The organism is Curtobacterium sp. APC 4022, assembly GCF_030407555.1.
GTDB lineage: Bacteria > Actinomycetota > Actinomycetes > Actinomycetales > Microbacteriaceae > Curtobacterium.
The window spans coordinates 85,400-102,349 of sequence record NZ_JASDDD010000008.1; the positions used below are offsets into that span (position 1 = coordinate 85,400).

17 protein-coding genes are annotated in these 16,950 nt (G+C 71.8%); 7 read left to right on the plus strand and 10 right to left on the minus strand.

The annotated features are described in order from the left end of the window. Positions 1–41 precede the first annotated feature (41 nt). Positions 42–815, plus strand: a complete 774-nt coding sequence (gene sufC, locus QL987_RS04645; RefSeq protein ID WP_111073529.1) for a Fe-S cluster assembly ATPase SufC — start codon at positions 42–44, stop codon at positions 813–815. Positions 816–817: 2 nt separating this feature from the next. Beyond that, a complete protein-coding gene (locus QL987_RS04650; RefSeq protein ID WP_111073528.1) occupies positions 818–1,147 on the plus strand; it encodes a metal-sulfur cluster assembly factor in 330 nt (109 codons plus the stop codon). Positions 1,148–1,551: 404 nt separating this feature from the next. Here QL987_RS04650 and QL987_RS04655 read toward each other — a convergent pair whose 3' ends face one another. Then, positions 1,552–2,151 carry a biotin transporter BioY gene (locus QL987_RS04655; protein ID WP_290156469.1) on the minus strand — a complete coding sequence of 200 codons (600 nt, stop codon included), beginning with the start codon at positions 2,149–2,151 and terminating at the stop codon, positions 1,552–1,554. Between the two features lie 116 nt (positions 2,152–2,267). Here QL987_RS04655 and QL987_RS04660 point away from each other — a divergent pair, with 116 nt between their 5' ends. Next, positions 2,268–3,866: an ABC-F family ATP-binding cassette domain-containing protein gene (locus QL987_RS04660; RefSeq protein ID WP_290156470.1), complete on the plus strand. Its 1,599-nt coding sequence runs from the start codon at positions 2,268–2,270 to the stop codon at positions 3,864–3,866. 90 nt (positions 3,867–3,956) lie between these two features. On the opposite strand, the gene QL987_RS04665 is transcribed toward QL987_RS04660, so the two are convergent. From QL987_RS04665 to QL987_RS04675, 3 genes are read right to left on the minus strand one after another with little or no spacing between them, the layout of a single operon-like run. Further along, positions 3,957–4,940, minus strand: a complete 984-nt coding sequence (locus QL987_RS04665) for an SURF1 family protein (RefSeq protein ID WP_290156471.1) — start codon at positions 4,938–4,940, stop codon at positions 3,957–3,959. Continuing rightward, positions 4,937–5,212, minus strand: coding sequence for a hypothetical protein (locus QL987_RS04670; RefSeq protein ID WP_111073524.1), 276 nt, complete (start codon positions 5,210–5,212; stop codon positions 4,937–4,939). Before QL987_RS04670 ends, QL987_RS04665 begins: the two co-directional genes overlap by 4 nt. Further along, complete coding sequence (locus QL987_RS04675) at positions 5,212–5,727, minus strand: DUF3099 domain-containing protein (RefSeq protein ID WP_290156472.1); 516 nt, start codon at positions 5,725–5,727, stop codon at positions 5,212–5,214. The genes QL987_RS04670 and QL987_RS04675 overlap by 1 nt, the downstream gene beginning before the upstream one ends. Positions 5,728–5,892: 165 nt before the next feature. Between QL987_RS04675 and fabG the strand changes: the two genes are divergently transcribed. Next, positions 5,893–6,606: a 3-oxoacyl-ACP reductase FabG gene (fabG, locus tag QL987_RS04680; RefSeq protein WP_253463190.1), complete on the plus strand. Its 714-nt coding sequence runs from the start codon at positions 5,893–5,895 to the stop codon at positions 6,604–6,606. 162 nt (positions 6,607–6,768) lie between these two features. On the opposite strand, the gene serB is transcribed toward fabG, so the two are convergent. Both serB and glgC read right to left on the minus strand, forming a co-directional pair. Continuing rightward, positions 6,769–7,407: a phosphoserine phosphatase SerB gene (serB, locus tag QL987_RS04685; RefSeq protein WP_290156473.1), complete on the minus strand. Its 639-nt coding sequence runs from the start codon at positions 7,405–7,407 to the stop codon at positions 6,769–6,771. A gap of 79 nt (positions 7,408–7,486) precedes the next feature. Next, entirely contained in the window at positions 7,487–8,728 is a 1,242-nt protein-coding gene (glgC, locus tag QL987_RS04690) for a glucose-1-phosphate adenylyltransferase (protein ID WP_253463186.1), read from the minus strand. Positions 8,729–8,775: 47 nt separating this feature from the next. Here glgC and glgA point away from each other — a divergent pair, with 47 nt between their 5' ends. From glgA to QL987_RS04705, 3 genes are all read left to right on the plus strand, one after another. Further along, a complete protein-coding gene (gene glgA / locus QL987_RS04695) occupies positions 8,776–9,972 on the plus strand; it encodes a glycogen synthase (protein ID WP_290156474.1) in 1,197 nt (398 codons plus the stop codon). A 138-nt stretch (positions 9,973–10,110) separates the two neighbouring features. Beyond that, positions 10,111–10,893, plus strand: coding sequence for an ABC transporter ATP-binding protein (locus tag QL987_RS04700; protein ID WP_290156475.1), 783 nt, complete (start codon positions 10,111–10,113; stop codon positions 10,891–10,893). 118 nt (positions 10,894–11,011) lie between these two features. Then, entirely contained in the window at positions 11,012–11,260 is a 249-nt protein-coding gene (locus QL987_RS04705) for a type B 50S ribosomal protein L31 (protein WP_071275272.1), read from the plus strand. A gap of 70 nt (positions 11,261–11,330) precedes the next feature. Here QL987_RS04705 and QL987_RS04710 read toward each other — a convergent pair whose 3' ends face one another. Genes QL987_RS04710 through QL987_RS04725 form a run of 4 tightly spaced genes read right to left on the minus strand, consistent with a single transcriptional unit; the run spans position 11,331 to position 16,464 of the window. Continuing rightward, positions 11,331–12,152, minus strand: a complete 822-nt coding sequence (locus QL987_RS04710; protein WP_290156476.1) for an HAD family hydrolase — start codon at positions 12,150–12,152, stop codon at positions 11,331–11,333. Beyond that, the gene (locus QL987_RS04715; RefSeq protein WP_290156477.1) at positions 12,149–14,854 is read right to left on the minus strand and encodes a phosphoribosyltransferase domain-containing protein; all 2,706 of its coding nucleotides are present in this window, start codon (positions 14,852–14,854) and stop codon (positions 12,149–12,151) included. The genes QL987_RS04710 and QL987_RS04715 overlap by 4 nt, the downstream gene beginning before the upstream one ends. Next, on the minus strand, positions 14,851–16,017 hold the full coding sequence (locus QL987_RS04720) for an HpcH/HpaI aldolase/citrate lyase family protein (RefSeq protein ID WP_221849507.1): 1,167 nt from the start codon (positions 16,015–16,017) through the stop codon (positions 14,851–14,853). The genes QL987_RS04715 and QL987_RS04720 overlap by 4 nt, the downstream gene beginning before the upstream one ends. Before the next feature lie 3 nt (positions 16,018–16,020). Then, positions 16,021–16,464, minus strand: a complete 444-nt coding sequence (locus tag QL987_RS04725; protein ID WP_290156478.1) for a hypothetical protein — start codon at positions 16,462–16,464, stop codon at positions 16,021–16,023. Positions 16,465–16,950: the final 486 nt, after the last annotated feature.

Sequence of the window (16,950 nt, forward strand, 5' to 3'; positions counted from 1 at the left end):
CGCGGCTGACGCCGCACCACAGCTGCAACCGAAGGAACGCAATGTCCACTCTCGAAATCCGTGACCTGCAGGTCGCCATCGACACCGACCAGGGTGTCAAGGAGATCCTCAAGGGCGTCGACCTGACGATCAACGAGGGCGAGATCCACGCGATCATGGGCCCGAACGGCTCCGGCAAGTCGACCCTGGCCTACACGATCGCCGGGCACCCGCGCTACCACGTCACCGGTGGTTCGATCACCCTCGACGGCCAGGACGTCCTGGCGATGAGCGTCGACGAGCGCGCCCGTGCCGGCATGTTCCTCGCCATGCAGTACCCGGTCGAGATCCCCGGCGTGACGGTGTCGAACTTCCTCCGCACCGCGAAGACCGCCATCGACGGCGAGGCACCGGCCCTCCGCGGCTGGATCAAGGACCTGCGCACCTCGATGGCCGACCTCAAGATGGACCCGGCCTTCGCCGAGCGCAACGTCAACGAGGGCTTCTCCGGTGGCGAGAAGAAGCGCCACGAGATCATGCAGCTCGAGCTCCTCAAGCCGAAGTTCGCCGTCCTCGACGAGACCGACTCCGGCCTCGACGTCGACGCGCTGAAGATCGTGTCCGAGGGCGTCAACCGTGCCAAGGCCGCGACCGGCCTCGGTGTGCTGCTCATCACCCACTACACGCGCATCCTCCGCTACATCACGCCGGACTTCGTCCACGTGTTCGTCGCGGGCAAGATCGCCGAGCAGGGTGGCCCGGAGCTGGCCGAGCGTCTCGAGAACGAGGGCTACGACCGCTACGTGCAGGCCGCAGCCGTCGCACCGGCGGAGTGACGATGATCACCACACTCGCACCCGAGAAGTTCGACGAGGTCGTCGAGGGGCTGAAAGAGGTCCAGGACCCGGAGCTCGGCGTCAACATCGTCGACCTCGGCCTGATCTACGACCTTGCCTGGGACGACGAGGCCACGGCGCTCATCATCAGCATGACGCTGACGAGTGCCGGGTGCCCGCTGACGGACGTCATCGAGAACGACACCGCGAACGCGCTGGACGGCATCGTCGACGCGTTCCGCATCAACTGGGTCTGGATGCCGCCGTGGGGTCCGGAGCGGATCACCGATGACGGCCGCGAGATGATGCGCGCGCTCGGCTTCTCGATCTAGCCACGCGACCACAGAACGGACGGGAGGCCCGGTACCAGCTGGTACCGGGCCTCCCGTCCGTCGTCGTGTCCCGCCGGCGCGCCTCGCCGAACGGTCACCGAACGTCGTTCTCGCGCCCGCGGACCGACGACCTGTGACCGCTCGGCGTCCACGAACGGGGTGTCTGACATCCGAAGGACCCGTCCTCCGACGCGCCGGGCATCTCCGCCGAGCGGTCAGGAAACGTCGTTCTCGGCCCTCCGGACCGACGAATCGTGACCGCTCGGCGGACGGCAGGCGGCGTGTCGTGGCCGCTCGCGGGCGTCGGAACGGCACCCGACCCCGTGTCGCGTCCCCAGAACGGACGGGAGGCCCGGTACCAGCTGGTACCGGGCCTCCCGTCCGCCATCAGGTGCGGAGCGCGCTCAGCGGCGGCCGAGCGCCTTCCAGGCCAGGGGCAGCACGCCCGCGGCGATGAGGGCCTTGGCGATGCCGCCGATGACGAACGGGTAGAGACCCGCCGCCAGGACGGACTGCAGGTCGTTCGGGGCGCCGAGCGCACCGAGGGCGACCGCGAGGTACGGCAGGCCGGTGACGAAGGGGATCGCACTCGCGAGCAGCATCGCGACCGCGGCCCGCCCGACCTTGCGGTCCCAGTTGCGGCGCGCGAGCCAACCGATGAGGCCGGCGGCCGGGATGAAGCCGATGACGTACCCGAAGCTCGGCAGGGTCAGCGCGTGCAGGCCGCCCTGGGCGTCGGCGAAGAACGGCGCGCCGGCGAGCCCGACGATCGCGTAGACGAGCATCGAGAGGACACCGCGGCGGGCACCGAGCGTCGCACCGACGAGCACGACTGCCAGCGTCTGACCGGTCACGGGGACCGGCCACATCGGCACCTCGATCTGTGCGAGCGCGGCGGTGAAGAGCGCGCCGCCGGCGATCAGCGCGGCGTCGGTGGCCAGACCGTGCGTGCGCAGACGGTCGGCGAGGACTGCGCGGGGAGCGAACCCGGTGGCGTTCGTCATGGATTCTCCTAGAATGGACTGCTGGTCCTGTTCTGGACCATCGGTTCCCGTCAGCGTAGCGGTGCACCTCCCGCACACACCGTTGTGCAAACCCACCAACTGATTGGACGTCCACTGTGCTTGCCGTGCACGAACTCGAGATCCGCGTCGGGGCTCGCCTCCTGATGGAGAACGTGTCCTTCCGCGTCGAGCGGGGTGACAAGATCGGCCTCGTCGGCCGGAACGGCGCGGGGAAGACCACCATGACCAAGGCCCTGGCGGGTGAGGCCGCCCCGACCGACGGCACGATCCAGCGGTCCGGTGAGATCGGCTACCTGCCGCAGGACCCACGGTCCGGGAACCCCGAGGACACCGCCCGCAAGCGCATCCTCGACGCCCGTGGCCTCGGTGAGCTCGTCGACGGCATCCGCAAGGCCACGCTCGACATGGCCAGCACGGACCCGGCCGTCGCCGAGAAGGCGATGAAGCGGTACTCCCGTCTGGACGACGAGTTCAATGCGCTGGGTGGCTACGCGGCCGAGGCCGAGGCGGCGTCGATCGCGTCGAACCTCAAGCTGCCGGACCGCATCCTCGACCAGCAGCTCAAGACGCTCTCCGGTGGTCAGCGTCGTCGTATCGAGCTCGCGCGCATCCTGTTCTCTGACGCCGACACGATGATCCTCGACGAGCCGACGAACCACCTCGACGCCGACTCGGTCGTGTGGCTCCGCGAGCACCTCAAGACCTACGCGGGCGGTGTGATCGTCATCTCCCACGACGTGGAGCTGGTGGACGAGGTCGTGAACCGCGTCTTCTACCTCGACGCGAACCGACAGACCATCGACATCTACAACATGGGTTGGAAGCTCTACCAGCGGCAGCGCGTCGCCGACGAGGAGCGTCGTCGCAAGGAGCGCGCCGGTGCCGAGAAGAAGGCCGCGACGCTCAAGGACCAGGCCGCGCGCTTCGGTGCGAAGGCGTCGAAGGCAGCTGCGGCGCACCAGATGGTCGCCCGTGCCGACAAGCTGCTCGCGGGCCTCGAGGACGAGCGCGTCGCCGACCGCGTCGCGAAGATCCGCTTCCCCACTCCGGCTCCGTGCGGTCGGACGCCGCTGATGGCCGAGGGGCTGTCGAAGTCCTACGGCTCGCTCGAGATCTTCGCGGGCGTCGACCTGGCGATCGACCGCGGTTCACGTGTCGTCATCCTGGGGTTCAACGGTGCCGGCAAGACGACGTTGCTCCGCATCCTGGCGGGTGCCGACGTGCCGGACACCGGTGAGGTCCAGCCCGGCCACGGCCTGCGCATCGGGTACTACGCGCAGGAGCACGAGAACATCGACGTCAACCGCACGGTGATCGAGAACATGGTCTCGGCGTCCACCGACCTCAACGAGACCGAGGCCCGCCGGGTGCTCGGGTCGTTCCTGTTCACCGGTGACGACGGCTACAAGAAGGCCGGTGTCCTGTCCGGTGGCGAGAAGACGCGTCTGTCGCTCGCGATGATCGTCGTCTCGGGAGCGAACGTGCTGCTGCTGGACGAGCCCACGAACAACCTGGACCCGGCGTCGCGCGAAGAGATCCTCAATGCCTTGGCCGGCTTCGAGGGCGCCGTCGTCCTCGTGTCCCACGACGCGGGTGCGGTCGAGGCGCTCAACCCCGAGCGCGTGCTGCTGCTCCCGGACGGCACCGAGGACCACTGGAACAAGGACTACGCGGAGCTCATCGAGCTCGCTTGACGCGCGGACCGGCACGACAGACGGAACGGGAGGCCCGTGGCGACACCGCCACGGGCCTCCCGTTCTGTCTGTGCTCGTGCCGTCGGTCCGTCAGCGACGGGACGTGAGCAGTTCGTCCTCGATCTCGGCGTCCGACTTCGGCTTCGCGTCCTTGCGGCGCTGCCGGTCGAGGGCGCGCTCGCGCTCCTCCGGGTCGTCCTGGTTGAGGTTCCGGTACTCCTGCACCATCACGTACGCCAGGAACCCGAAGCCCCCGACGGCGAACAGGAACCACTGGATGAAGTAGCTGAGGTGCAGGCCGGTGTCCGCACTGGGGCGGTCCCAGCCGAGGGGCGCACGCTCCGACGGTGCCGGCGTCTCACTGTCGAGTTGGCCGTACGCGCCGGTCCAGATCGGGTGGCCGGCCTTGTCCGCGACGTCCGGCAGCGTGACGGACTGCACCTGGTCGGTGTTGGCCGGGTCGGTGCGGCCCGGGATACGGGGCTCGGACTGCTGCAGACGCACGACGACGGTGACGGTACCGGTCGGCGGAGCCGGGATGCTGTCCGGCGCGTCCTGCTTGTTGCCCGTGGGGACCCACCCGCGGTCGACGACGAAGGCGCGACCGTCGGCGGTGACCAGGGGGACGAGGACCTCGAAGCCGGGCTGGCCGTTGTGCACACGGTTGCGGACGAGTAGCTGGTGGTCGGTGTCGTACCGGCCGGTGACGCTCGCACGCAGCCAGGTCAGGTTGTTGCTCCAGGTGCCGGCGCGGGGGAGCACCTGGTCGACCGGGACCGGGGCATGGTCGTAGTTCGCCGCGATCTGGTCGTTCTGGCGGACGGCTTCGTTCCGGCGGTCCCACTGCCACATGCCGAACAGCGTGCAGATGATCGCGAACGCGACGGCGATGGCGAAGTAGCCGAGCCAGCGACGGCTGCGGACGAAGTGCCAGCCGACGAAGGGCTCGGCGGTGCCGCCTCGGACGGACGTGGTCGCGCTGTCAGCCGACGCCGGTGCACCGTCCTGCGCCTGGCGGATCCGTGCCGCGTGGCGCCGGCCGTACCGGGAACCGGGGTCGAAGCCCTCGGTCATCGCCCGTCACCCGCGACGCGCGCGGTGGTGTCGTCGAGGTGCTCCACGTCGTCGTCGATGCCGGTCACGCGGACCGGGAACGAGCGCGACCGCAGGTAGTCGGCGAGGAAGTCGCAGTGGTCGTCGCAGGCCGCCCAGATCTTCACGCGGTCCTCGGCGTGGATCCGGGGGTTCCGCCAGTTCACCCGCCACGCGGCCGTCGACGAACAACCGGCCCGCGAACACACCGGCGTCGCGCCGGGTTCGGTGAACAGGTCGAAGGTCGCTCCCATCAGCGGCGGCCGCCGTTCCGTGCGGTCCAGACGCGCGACCGGTCACCGTTGCGCTGCCAGTCCTCCTGCGCACGCTGGGCCTGGTCGCGCAGGCGCTCCTGCTCGGCCCGGTAGGCCTGGGCGCGTGCGTCTTCCTGCTCGTCGCGGAGGCGCGGGTCGACCGCGTCGTACAGCTCGACCGCACCACCCGGTCGGACGACGTCGCCGCCGGTGCGGTTGCCGGCGTTCGCCAGCACGACCGCGACCCAGGGGACGACGGCGGCGGCGACGATCGGCAGCACGGCGATCCAGGAGTGCCAGGCGCTCCAGATCAGCACGGCCCCGACGAAACAGACGACACGGAAGGCCATCTGCCACACGTAGCGGGAGAGCCGGTGCGCGCGGTCGATCTCCGGGTTGTCCGGGAGCGTCGTGATGTTCTGCGACGCCATCGGCTCTGCGGTCACGTGTTCCGGCACCGATCGCTGGAGCTGGATGCGCGGGCCGCTCGGGTCCTGCGGGTTCTTGCGGTTCATGCGGTGGGGTCTCCGTCTGCCGGCCTCCAGTTTACGCCCGGGGGACGACATCCGGACGGTCGTGCGGAGACCGGCCGTCGCGGAGTGCACCGCTAGGCTCGTTGGCGCTGTGTCCGGATCCGCGAGGCGCCGGCAGGCCAGCGACCACCAGCGAACGGAGCGACCATGACCACCCCCCGTACCGTCCTCATCACCGGCGGCAACCGCGGCATCGGCCACGCGCTGGCAGCCCGCTTCGTCGCCGCCGGGCACCGGGTCGCCGTCACCTCGCGGAGCGGGCAGGGCGGCCCCGAGGGTGCGCTCACCGTGCAGGCCGACATCACCGACACCGCGTCGGTCGACCGCGCCTTCACCGAGGTCGAGGCAGCGCTCGGGCCGATCGAGGTCCTGGTCGCGAACGCCGGCATCACGAACGACCAGCTGCTGCTCCGGATGTCGGAAGAGGACTTCACCAGCGTCGTCGACACGAACCTGACCGGCACCTTCCGCGTGGTCAAGCGCGCGACGAAGGGGATGATGAAGGCGAAGTTCGGCCGGATCGTCCTGATGTCGAGCGTCGTCGGGGCGTACGGGCAGATCGGGCAGGTCAACTACGCCTCGTCCAAGGCCGCGCTGGTCGGCATGGCCCGGTCCATCACGCGCGAGCTCGGCTCCCGCGGCATCACGGCCAACGTCGTCGCGCCGGGGTTCATCCAGACCGACATGACCGCTGCCCTGTCGGACGAGCTGCAGGCCGAGTTCAAGAAGGCGATCCCGGCGGCGCGCTACGGCAGCGTGGACGACGTCGCGGACGCCACGCTCTTCCTGGCGGGCGACGGGGCGGGCTACATCTCCGGCGCGGTCATCCCGGTCGACGGTGGCCTGGGCATGGGGCACTGACCGACTGAGCGACTGACCGACTGAGCGCGGGCCGAGCCTCGGCTGGGCGGACACTTCGCGGCGGTTCAGAGGCGCGAACTGTCCGCAGGGCCGAGGCTCGGCCTCGCCGCGGCCCGCCGCTGCACGGCGCAGCCGCGCGCGGCGCAGCCGGCCGACGGCGCGTCAGCCGCGCAGGCCGAGCGTGGCGAGGACGACGGACAGGTCGCGGTCGACGACGGCGACGTCCGCCTCCGCCCGCACTCGCGGCTTGGCGTCGAACGCGACGGCCAGCCCCGCCACCGCCATCATCGCCAGGTCGTTGGCACCGTCGCCCACGGCCACCGTGCGCTCGAGCGGCACCCCGTCCGCAGCGGCCCAGGCCCGGAGCGCGTCCGCCTTCGCCTGCGCGTCAACGACCGCGCCCGCGACACGCCCGGTGAGCACGCCGTCCTGCGTCTCCAGCCGGTTCGCCCGGCAGTGATCGATTCCGAGCCCGGCGGCGAACGGGTCGAGCACCTCGTGGAAGCCACCCGACACGACGGCGACCGTCCCGCCGGCGGCGTGCACCCCGCGCACCAGCTCGTCGGCACCGCGGGTGACGCGGACGGCCTGCTGCGCGCGGGCGAAGGTGTCGACCGGGAGGCCCGCCAACGTCGCGACCCGCTCCCGGAGGCTCTCGGCGAAGTCGATCTCGCCGCGCATGGCGCGCTCCGTCACCGACTGGACCTGTGGCCGGGTCCCCGCCGCGTCGGCGAGGAGCTCGATGACCTCGTCCTCGAGCAGGGTCGAATCGGCATCGAGGACGACGAGGAAACGGGGCACCCGACCACGGTAGCGGGGTCGGGTGCCCCGTGACGTCGCGGGGTCACGTCATGCGGTCACGACGTGGGAGGGGACGGGGTCAGGCTTCGACGCGGACGCCCTTGCCGACGACGGTGATGCCGGAGTCGGTGACGGTGAACCCGCGGGCCTCGTCAGCCTCGCGGTCGACACCGACGTGGGCGCCCGGTGCGAGGACGACGTCCTTGTCCAGGATCGCCCGGTTCACGATCGCGCCGGCACCGATGGTCGCGCGCTCGAACACGATCGAGTCGAGCACCTTCGCCTGCGAGTCGATCGTCGCCCACGGACCGATGACGCTGCGCTCGACCTGGGCTCCGGAGAGCAGGCAGCCGAGCGACACGATGGAGTCCACGGTGGCGCCGGTGTTGCCGTTGGCGTCGCGCACGAACTTCGCCGGCGGCAGGTTGGTCTGCTGGTTGAAGATCGGCCAGTCCTGGTTGTACAGGTTGAAGACCGGGACCGGCGCGATGAGGTCCATGTGGGCGTCGAAGAACGAGTCGATCGTGCCCACGTCGCGCCAGTAGTACTTGTCGCGGTCGTTCGAGCCGGGGACCTCGTTGCGCTGCAAGTCGTAGACGCCGGCGTCGCCGCGTGCGACGAAGTCCGGGATGATGTCGCCGCCCATGTCGTGGTCCGACGACTCGATCTGGCCGTCGCGGAGGACCGCGTCCACCAGGGCGTCGGCGTCGAACACGTAGTTGCCCATCGACGCCAGGACCTCGTGCGGGGAGTCCGGCAGGCCGGTGGCGTCCTTCGGCTTCTCGAGGAACGCCTCGATCCGGGTGGGGTCCGCGTCGTCGACCTTGATGACGCCGAACTGGTCCGCGAGCTCGATCGGCTGGCGGATGGCCGCCACGGTGGCGCTGCGGCCCGAGGCGATGTGCGCCTCCACCATCTGGGAGAAGTCCATCCGGTACACGTGGTCCGCACCGACCACGACGACGATGTCGGGCCGCTCGTCACGCATCAGGTTCAGGGACTGCAGGATCGCGTCGGCCGAGCCGGCGAACCAGCGCTTGCCGAGCCGCTGCTGAGCGGGGACGGAGGCCACGTAGGAGCCGAGCAGCCCCTCCATGCGCCAGGTCAGGGAGACGTGCCGGTCCAGTGAGTGCGACTTGTACTGCGTCAGGACGACGATGCGCTGCAGCCCGGAGTTGACCAGGTTCGACAGCGCGAAGTCCACGAGGCGGAAGTTCCCACCGAACGGCACAGCGGGCTTCGCACGGTCCGCCGTCAGTGGCATGAGCCGTTTGCCCTCGCCGCCAGCGAGCACGATGCCGAACACCTTCTTCGTTGCCATGCCGCTCACAGTAGGCGTCAGCACTGGGAACCCGTTAGTTTGAACGCGTGCGAGTCGATCTACTGACCAGGGAGTATCCGCCGGAGGTCTACGGCGGAGCCGGTGTCCACGTTGCCCAGCTGACCGCGGCGCTGCGGTCCGGGACGGACACCGACGTCCGTGTCCGGGCCTTCGGTGGCTTCCGCGACGAACAGGGTGTCTGGGCCTACCGCACGCCCGCGGGCCTCGAGCAGGCGAACGGTGCGCTGCAGGCCCTCGGCACCGACGTGCAGATCGCGGCCGACGTCGCGGGTGCCGACCTCGTGCACTCGCACACCTGGTACGCGAACTCCGCCGGGCGTCTGGCGCAGCTCACCCACGGCATCCCGCACGTCGTCACCGCCCACAGCCTCGAGCCGCTCCGCCCCTGGAAGGCCGAGCAGCTCGGCGGCGGGTACCGCCTGTCCAGCTGGATGGAGCGCGAGGCGTTCACCAACGCCGACGGCGTCGTCGCGGTGTCGAAGGCGATGCGTGCGGACATCCTCCGCTCGTACCCGTCGATCGACCCGTCCCGCGTGAAGGTCGTCTACAACGGCATCGACATCGACGACTGGAAGCCCGAGCGCGACGACGACGCCGTCCGCGCGCTCGGCATCGACCCGGACCGCCCCAGCGTGGTCTTCGTCGGTCGCATCACCCGTCAGAAGGGGCTGCCTTACCTGCTCCGCGCGGTGGCGTCCCTGCCCGAGGACGTCCAGGTCGTGCTCTGCGCCGGCGCCCCCGACACACCCGAGATCCTCGCCGAGGTCACCGGGCTGGTCGAGGACCTGCGGACCCGCCGCAACGGCGTCGTCTGGATCGACCGGATGCTCGAGCACCGCGAGATCGTCAACGTCCTCTCGAGCGCAACCGTGTTCGTCTGCCCGTCGATCTACGAGCCGCTCGGCATCGTGAACCTCGAGGCCATGGCCTGCGGCATCCCCGTCGTCGGTACGAAGACCGGCGGCATCCCCGAGGTCGTCGCCGACGGCCTGACCGGCCGCATCGTGCCGATCGACCAGGCGACCGACGGCACCGGTACGCCGACCGATCCCGACCGCTACGTCGCCGACCTCGCCGCGACCCTCAACGAGGTGCTCGCCGACCTCGGGCTCGCCAAGCTGATGGGGCGCGCCGGTCGCCTGCGCGTCGAGAGCGAGTTCACCTGGGGCGCCATCGCCACGAAGACGCGCGCCGTGTACGACGAGGTGCTCGCCGGTCGCTGACCGCGTCCCGCGAGCCGACGGCCTGGAGGCCCGGTGCCGGTCCCCGAGACCGGCACCGGGCCTCCCGTCCGTCACCCGTCGTCCACCGCACGCGCGGCGCTGACGGGGGAGCGGACCGCGCTCGCGTAGGCTGGCGACATGCCCTCGGTCGTGCGCTTGTCAGACGTCTCCGTGGTCCGTGACGGGTCCACCATCCTCGACGGGATCTCGTGGGAGGTGCAGGACGACGAGCGCTGGGTGGTGCTCGGCGCGAACGGTGCCGGCAAGACCACGCTGCTCCAGGTCGCGGGCGCGCAGACGTTCCCGACGTCCGGTGACGTCGAGGTCCTCGGGACCGAACTCGGCGGTGCCGACCTGTTCGAGCTCCGTCCCCGGATCGGCTTCGCGTCGACCGCCCTGGCCCGTCGGATCCCGATGACCGAGAAGGTCATCGACGTCGTCCTCACCGCCGCGTACTCCGTCACCGGCCGCTGGAACGAGGAGTACGAGGAACTCGACGTCCGCCGTGCCCAGCGTGTGCTCGAGGAGTGGGGCCTCGGCGCCTTCACCGAGCGCAGCTTCGGCGAGCTGAGCGACGGCGAGCAGAAGCGGGTCCAGATCGCCCGCGCGGTGATGACCGACCCCGAGGTGCTGTTCCTGGACGAGCCGGCCGCGTCGCTGGACCTCGGCGCCCGCGAGAGCCTGGTGCGCACCCTCGGCGGCTACGCGCAGAGCTCGGACTCGCCGGCGATCGTCATCGTCACCCACCACGTCGAGGAGATCCCCGCGGGCTTCACGCACGCGCTCGTCCTCGCCGACGGCCACGTGCAGTCCGCCGGCCCGATCGCGGAGGTCCTGACCGCCGAGACGCTCTCCGCCGCGTTCGGCGTCGAGCTCACGGTGTCCCAGGACGCCGGCCGCTGGACCGCACGCGCCGTCTGATCCACCGCGACACAGCTCCGGACGCTCCCGATCCGGGCCGTGGTCTGGTAACGTGGTCCGCTGGCGTAGGCCACACGACTTCCCATCTTCCGTCATCGCGATCCACCGAGGAATCCCCATGAAGACCGAAACCCACCCCGAGTACCGCGCCATCGTCTTCCGCGACCTGGCTTCCGGTGAGACGTTCCTGACGCGTTCGACCGCGAACAGCGACAAGACCATCGAGCTCGACGGTGCGACCTACCCGGTCATCGACGTCGAGATCTCGTCCGCTTCGCACCCGTTCTACACGGGCAAGCAGCGCATCCTCGACTCGGCCGGCCGCGTCGAGAAGTTCAACCAGCGCTTCAAGGGCTTCAGCAAGTAAGCAGCTCTGCTCCTCCGGGAGTTCGAACGGGCGGTCCTCCTGCGGGAGGGCCGCCCGTTCTGTGTTGCGATCAGGCCCGGGACGGCACCTCGGCGGCAGCGGCGGCGGCGAGCTGCACGAGCTCCTCGCCCGCCAGGACACCCTTCGCCTGCGTGACGACGAGGTTCGCCGCTGTCCACCCGACGGCGTGCAGCTCGCCGTGCGCCGGGCGGATCGCCACGTCCGCCCAGGCCAGCATCTCCCGGTCGAGCAGTGAGTCCCCGGCGGCGATCGTCCGGGTGGCGCCGACCCGCTCGGCGACGGCCGCAAGGGCTCGTTCCTTCCGGATCGGCACGGGCACGGCGTAGAGCTTCCGGCCCTGCACGGACACGCGCCAGCCGAGCTCGGCGAGTTCGGCGGCGAAGGCCTCGACGGCACTGTCCGGCAGCTCGGACCGCTCGACGATGGCGTAGACGAAGAGGTCCTCGGCACGGCGGGTGCGGAGGACCGAGCCCTCGGGCAGCGCGGCGGCCAGGCGGTGCTCGACCTCGGGCAGGGGAGCGGACGTCGCCGCCATCTCGTCGCGGAGGGTGGCGGTCCAGGCCTCGTCCGGCTCGCCGTCGTGCAGCACGACCGCGCCGTTCGTCGTCACGGCCCATCCGGTCGTCGGCAGCGGCAGCCGGATGCGCTGGAACTGGGCGACCGTGCGGGTGGTCACCGGGACCACGACGGACGTCTCCGCCAGTGCGGCCAGTGCACGTTCGGCGGTCCGTGTCATGAAGGACAGCGGCAGGCCCTGGTACACCTCGGTGACGACGAGCGAGGGTGCGGCCTCGTCCGGACCCTCGAGCATGAGTGCGGCGGCAGAGTAGACGACGGTGCGGTCGAGGTCGAACCCGACGAGGGCGCTCATGCGCCCGCGCCGGTCGTCGCAGCGGTGTCGCCGGAGTCCGCGGCCGGGTCGGTACCCGTGTCCGACACCCGGCTGCCGAGCGGGTGGATGAGCCCGACGCAGCTGTAGGACAGGTCGGGTCGGGTCACGACGGGCACACCACGCTCGCGCGCCAGGGCGACCACGTGCGCGATGTCGACGTCTTCCGGGTCCCGGACCAGCACCTGCCACGGGACACGGCGCAGCAGCACACGGGTGGTCTCGCCGACGCCGGGCTTCACCAGGTGCAGGTCGGTGATGCCGTACTCGGCGCCGATCGCCTCGACCGTCCGCATGCCGCGCCAGTCGACCGCACGTGACTCCGGACCACCGTCGGCCGCCAGGGCCGCGTCGACCCGGGGGCGGACGGCGGCGAACCGCTCGGAGATGGTGGCGACGAACGAGCGCGAGTGGTCGCGGGGACCGAGCTCGCGGTACTGCTTCGCCCCGTGCAGCGTGCCCTCCGGGGTCCACGCACGGTTGAACACCGTGCGGGACACGAGCCCGGACACGGTGGAGTTGAGGCAGGCCGACGGCACGAGGTAGTCGTCGCGGGTGCCGTGCAGCGGAGTGCACCCGGCCGGGTCGGCGAGGACCGCGAGTTCGTCGCCGAAGCGCACCCCGTCCGAGGCCGCGAACCGGTCGAGTGCGTCCGTCAGCTCGCGCGTGATGGCGCCCTTGCCCGTCCACCCGTCGACGAAGACGACCTGGGACGCGTCGTGGTGCGCCGCGAGCCAGCGGAGCGCGGTCTCGTCGATGCCCACCCCGCGGACGATGCTCGCGGTGTAGTGCTGCAGGCGGACACCGCGCTGCTGCTCGGCCCACCGACGCATCAGGATCCCGACGGGCGTCCCGGCACGGGCGAGGGAGACGAGCACCGCGTTCGGCCGGTCGCGGAGGACCAGGTCCGTGACGATGCCGACCGCCTCGGCGATCCGGTCCGCCGAGCGTCCGAGGGCGTCCCGGTACAGCTCCTCGTAGGACTCCGACGGCACGTACTCGACGGGCAGCGACTCGGCGTAGTTCGCGCCCTCGAGCTGGATCGCACGCTCGCGGTCGGCGGTGTCGGCTTCCAGAGCCGCATCGGCCAGGTCCTGCAGGAGCCAGGTCACCTCGTCCGGCTCGTACGACCCGAACGACGGACCCGTCAGCGGGCGCGGGGCGGACTCCGGCGCTCCGGCGGCTTCGAGTTCGCTGTCCACGAGGACCACGCGCGGCGTGACGGCGGCGAGCACGTCGAGCAGACCGTCGGGCCCCTCGAGGGCGGCCTGCTCGGTGCCCGGCTCGGGGACGACGACGATCGCATCGAAGCCGTGCACGTTGTACGCGTACCGCTCACCCGGGCCGTCCACCGTGGCGTCGTGGGAGCGGTGCCGGATGCCGGAGCGGATCGGCCACGCCGGGTCGTCGAAGGCGGCGACGGGCGAGCGGGTGCTCGTCGACGAGCGGACGTCCGCGGTGCTCCGGCGGCGGAGTGCGTCCGCGATCGCGAGCGGTGTCGCCATGTGCTCCTCGGTGCCGAGCACCAGGACGCGGTCCGGCACGACGCCCGCCTCGCTCGTCAGGACCCGGGCGAGGTCGGCGGCGATGCCCTCGACGTCGGTCCGCGGGGTGCGGACACGCGCAGCCGGGGTGCCGGTGCGGTCGACGGCGGTGGGCGGTGCGGCGACCACGGTGACCGTCCCGGGACGGGAGGCACGGGGCGGGGCCGGCACGGGCCTCCCGTCCGACGTCGGCTCGCGGTCCGGTGCCATCGCGTCCGAGGGCGCCGTGGTGAGCGGCGCGGCGACCGCGGCGACGAGTTCGGCTGCGGTGTCGGTGAGGCCGTCGGGCAGCGAGACGCGACCGCGTCCGAGGGCGACGACCGCGACGGGCGCGCCGAGTTCGGTGGCCAGGGCCTCGGTCGCGGCGACGTCCTCGTCGGAGCGGAGGTCGACGAGGGCGGCGACGACCCACTGCCGCTGCGGTGCGACGGCGTGCAGGGCGCGGATCGTGGCGCGGGCCGTGGCCCCGGTGCTCAGTTCGTCGTCGACCAGGACGACCGTGCCGTCGGCCGGCAGCCAGTCGTCCTCGGCGGGGAGCAGGCGGTGTGCGGTCGCGTGCGAGTGCGCCTCGTCGAAGCCGGCGGCCGACGTCGCCCCGGGCGGGTCGTGGCGGGTCGAGTGCAGGTACCCGGCGCCGAGGGCCTCGGCGACGGTCGCACCGAGGGCGGTGGCGGTCTCGGCGAACCCGAGGACGAGCACGTCCGGCAGGGTCGGCCGGACCGCGGCCAGGTCGGTGCGGAGCGTCGTGGCAGCCCGGTGCAGGGCGTCGGAGACGTTGCCCGAGTCGGTCGCCGTGTCGGCCTGCTGCAGGTCGAGGACCGCCCGGAGGCGCGTGGCGGCCTCGGCGTCGAGGCGCGCTCCGCCGTCGAGGACGTCCGCGACCCGGGCACCCAGCGCCTCGCCGGCGAGGAGCGCGACGGCGGGCACGGTCGGCACGTGCTTCGCGAGGACGGTGGACACGAGCAGGTGCGCGCGGCGGGGGTTCCGGCGGAGTGCGAGCCGGACGAGCGACGCCAGCGGGACACCCGGAGCGGTGGACCCGTCGCCGGCGGTGGACTCGTCCGTCAGCACCACGCCGAGCTCGTCGGGCGTCGGCAGGACGGACCCCGACGGGCCTGCGGTGGGGGTGGTCGTGGTCACGGCTGGCTCCGCTCGAGCAGGTCGACGTAGGTCACGTCCGGGGTGGCCACACCGAACGCCCGGGCCCGGAGCATGGTTCGCTCCGCCCACGCGTGGTGCGGTTTCATCTCGTTCATCTTGTTGCCGTACCGGGAAGCGGCGACCCCACCCGTCGCGTTCGCGAGCACGTCGGAGGCGTCCGAGAACTCCTCGTCGCTGACGACCGACATCGCGTGCACGAGCGGCACGTGGCGCGGGTGGATGACCGTCTTGCCGGTGAGCCCGTTCGCGCGGTCGAGGGTGACCTCGCGGAGCAGCCCGTCGAAGCCCTCCAGGAGCAGCTGCCGGCGGAGCTGGAGGTCCCCGGCCTCCTGGAACGGCGTGGTGCGCAGCTGCGTGCGGAACACCCGGTCGGAGTCCGGGTAGTGCTCCCACACCGGCCCGGCGACGACGAAGCCGTCCCGGGCGCGGCCGAGGACGTTCACGACGTCGCCGATCACGGACGCCAGCACCTGCACGTCGTACACGGTCAGGTGCGAGGGACGCCGGAGGCCGTAGACGCTCGACAGGTCGGTCGCCCCGATCCGGACCGCCAGGACGTCGTCCCGCCGTTCCAGCAGCAGGTCGTGGACGTCGGCGAGGGCCTCGGTGCGCGACTCGCGGTGCATGATCGCGGGGGACTCGAGGATGGGCATCACGAGCAGCCGGGCGCCGGCGGCACGGCCTGCGTTCGCGGCGTCGAGCACCTCGAACCACTGCGCCCCGGCACCGTCCGGGTTCTCGAACTTCGGCAGGACGATGCCGGCCAGGACGTCGAGGGCGCGGCTGCCGAAGCGGTCGAGCAGCCGGGCGAAGTGCTCGGGCGTCCGGACGCGCAGGAACAGCTGCGGCAGCGTCGCCGGGTCGAGTTCCTCGGTCAGGGTGCGGAGCGCGGTCTCGACGTTCGCCTCGGCCGTGGGGAGGTCGTCGTCGGCGACGGAGTCCTCCAGGCACAGCACGATCGAGCCGGCGCCGAGTTCGGTCTGGCGGCGGACGTCCCGCACCAGGTCCGGCCGGATGCCCGGTGTGTACAGGGTGGCACCGAGGGCCACCGCGCGGAGGTCCTGCGGGCTGTCCCGCGTCACGTCCTCGGGCGGTCGGAGGAACAGGGGTTCCTGGTCGGCGATGTTGGCGAAGTGGCGCACGGATCAGACTCCGACGGTCGGGGCGGACAGGACGAACCCGAACGCGGCGAACACGTCGCCGTCGTGGGTCGCCCTGGGGAACGGCTCGGCGCGGAGCTCGAGTTCGCCGTCGATGACGGAGAGCGCCAGGATCGTGGTCGTGTCGGCGTCGCCGGCGTCGACCGCCAGGGTGGTGCCGTCGTGCAGCCCGATGACGAGCCGGTCCGACCCGCGGCCCATCACGAGCGCCCGGCGGAGCTGCCGGACGTGCCGCAGGGCCACCAGGACGTCGGCACCGTCGTAGCCGACCAGGGGCCGGTTGCCGCGGGTCGTCGCGGAGCGCCCGGCGGTCGCACCGTCAGCGGTCGCCGCGCCGACCACGTGGTCGACGGACTCCCACGCGGCACTGGTCGAGCCGGTGACCCGCAGGGCGCCGACGGCGGAGCGGCGGCGGTCGATGCGGACCACCGGGTCCTCGGGGCCGAGGACGCGGACGTCGCGCGGATCGGGTGCCGGGAAGGGGCGGATCCGGGAGGCCCGTTCCGCCAGCCGACGTGCGATGCGGTCGGGACGTGGCTGGGTGGACGCGGTGGACCCGGGACCGGCTGGGCGGGCTGCCCCGCTCGGGGGCGTCGCGGCGGATCGGGGCGGTGACGTCTGCTGGGTCGGCTGCGCTTGCGGTGCCGGCTGTGCCGGCTGTGCCGGCGCGCGGCCGAAGGACAGGCTCAGTCCACCACCGGAACTCGACGGTGGCGACGCGGCCGGGGCCGACGCTGCGGGCGCCGATGCTGTGGGCGCCGATGCCGCGGGCGGCGCAACGGGGGCAGCGGAGCGGTCGATCGAGAGACCGGACGAGGCGGTGGTGCCTGACGAGGCGGCGGTCGGGCGGGTTCTCGTCGCGGATGCTCGAGCGGTCGCAGTCGTCCGTCGCCGGCGCCAAGCGCTCCGGTGACG

Excerpts from the sequence above, each read along its gene's own strand:
- sufC (WP_111073529.1), top strand. The coding sequence starts at position 42 with ATGTCCACTCTCGAAATCCGTGACCTGCAGGTCGCCATCGACACCGAC.
- QL987_RS04650 (WP_111073528.1), top strand. The coding sequence starts at position 818 with ATGATCACCACACTCGCACCCGAGAAGTTCGACGAGGTCGTCGAGGGG.
- QL987_RS04655 (WP_290156469.1), bottom strand. The coding sequence starts at position 2,151 with ATGACGAACGCCACCGGGTTCGCTCCCCGCGCAGTCCTCGCCGACCGT.
- QL987_RS04665 (WP_290156471.1), bottom strand. The coding sequence starts at position 4,940 with ATGACCGAGGGCTTCGACCCCGGTTCCCGGTACGGCCGGCGCCACGCG.
- QL987_RS04670 (WP_111073524.1), bottom strand. The coding sequence starts at position 5,212 with ATGGGAGCGACCTTCGACCTGTTCACCGAACCCGGCGCGACGCCGGTG.
- QL987_RS04675 (WP_290156472.1), bottom strand. The coding sequence starts at position 5,727 with ATGAACCGCAAGAACCCGCAGGACCCGAGCGGCCCGCGCATCCAGCTC.
- fabG (WP_253463190.1), top strand. The coding sequence starts at position 5,893 with ATGACCACCCCCCGTACCGTCCTCATCACCGGCGGCAACCGCGGCATC.
- glgC (WP_253463186.1), bottom strand. The coding sequence starts at position 8,728 with ATGGCAACGAAGAAGGTGTTCGGCATCGTGCTCGCTGGCGGCGAGGGC.
- QL987_RS04700 (WP_290156475.1), top strand. The coding sequence starts at position 10,111 with ATGCCCTCGGTCGTGCGCTTGTCAGACGTCTCCGTGGTCCGTGACGGG.
- QL987_RS04705 (WP_071275272.1), top strand. The coding sequence starts at position 11,012 with ATGAAGACCGAAACCCACCCCGAGTACCGCGCCATCGTCTTCCGCGAC.
- QL987_RS04710 (WP_290156476.1), bottom strand. The coding sequence starts at position 12,152 with ATGAGCGCCCTCGTCGGGTTCGACCTCGACCGCACCGTCGTCTACTCT.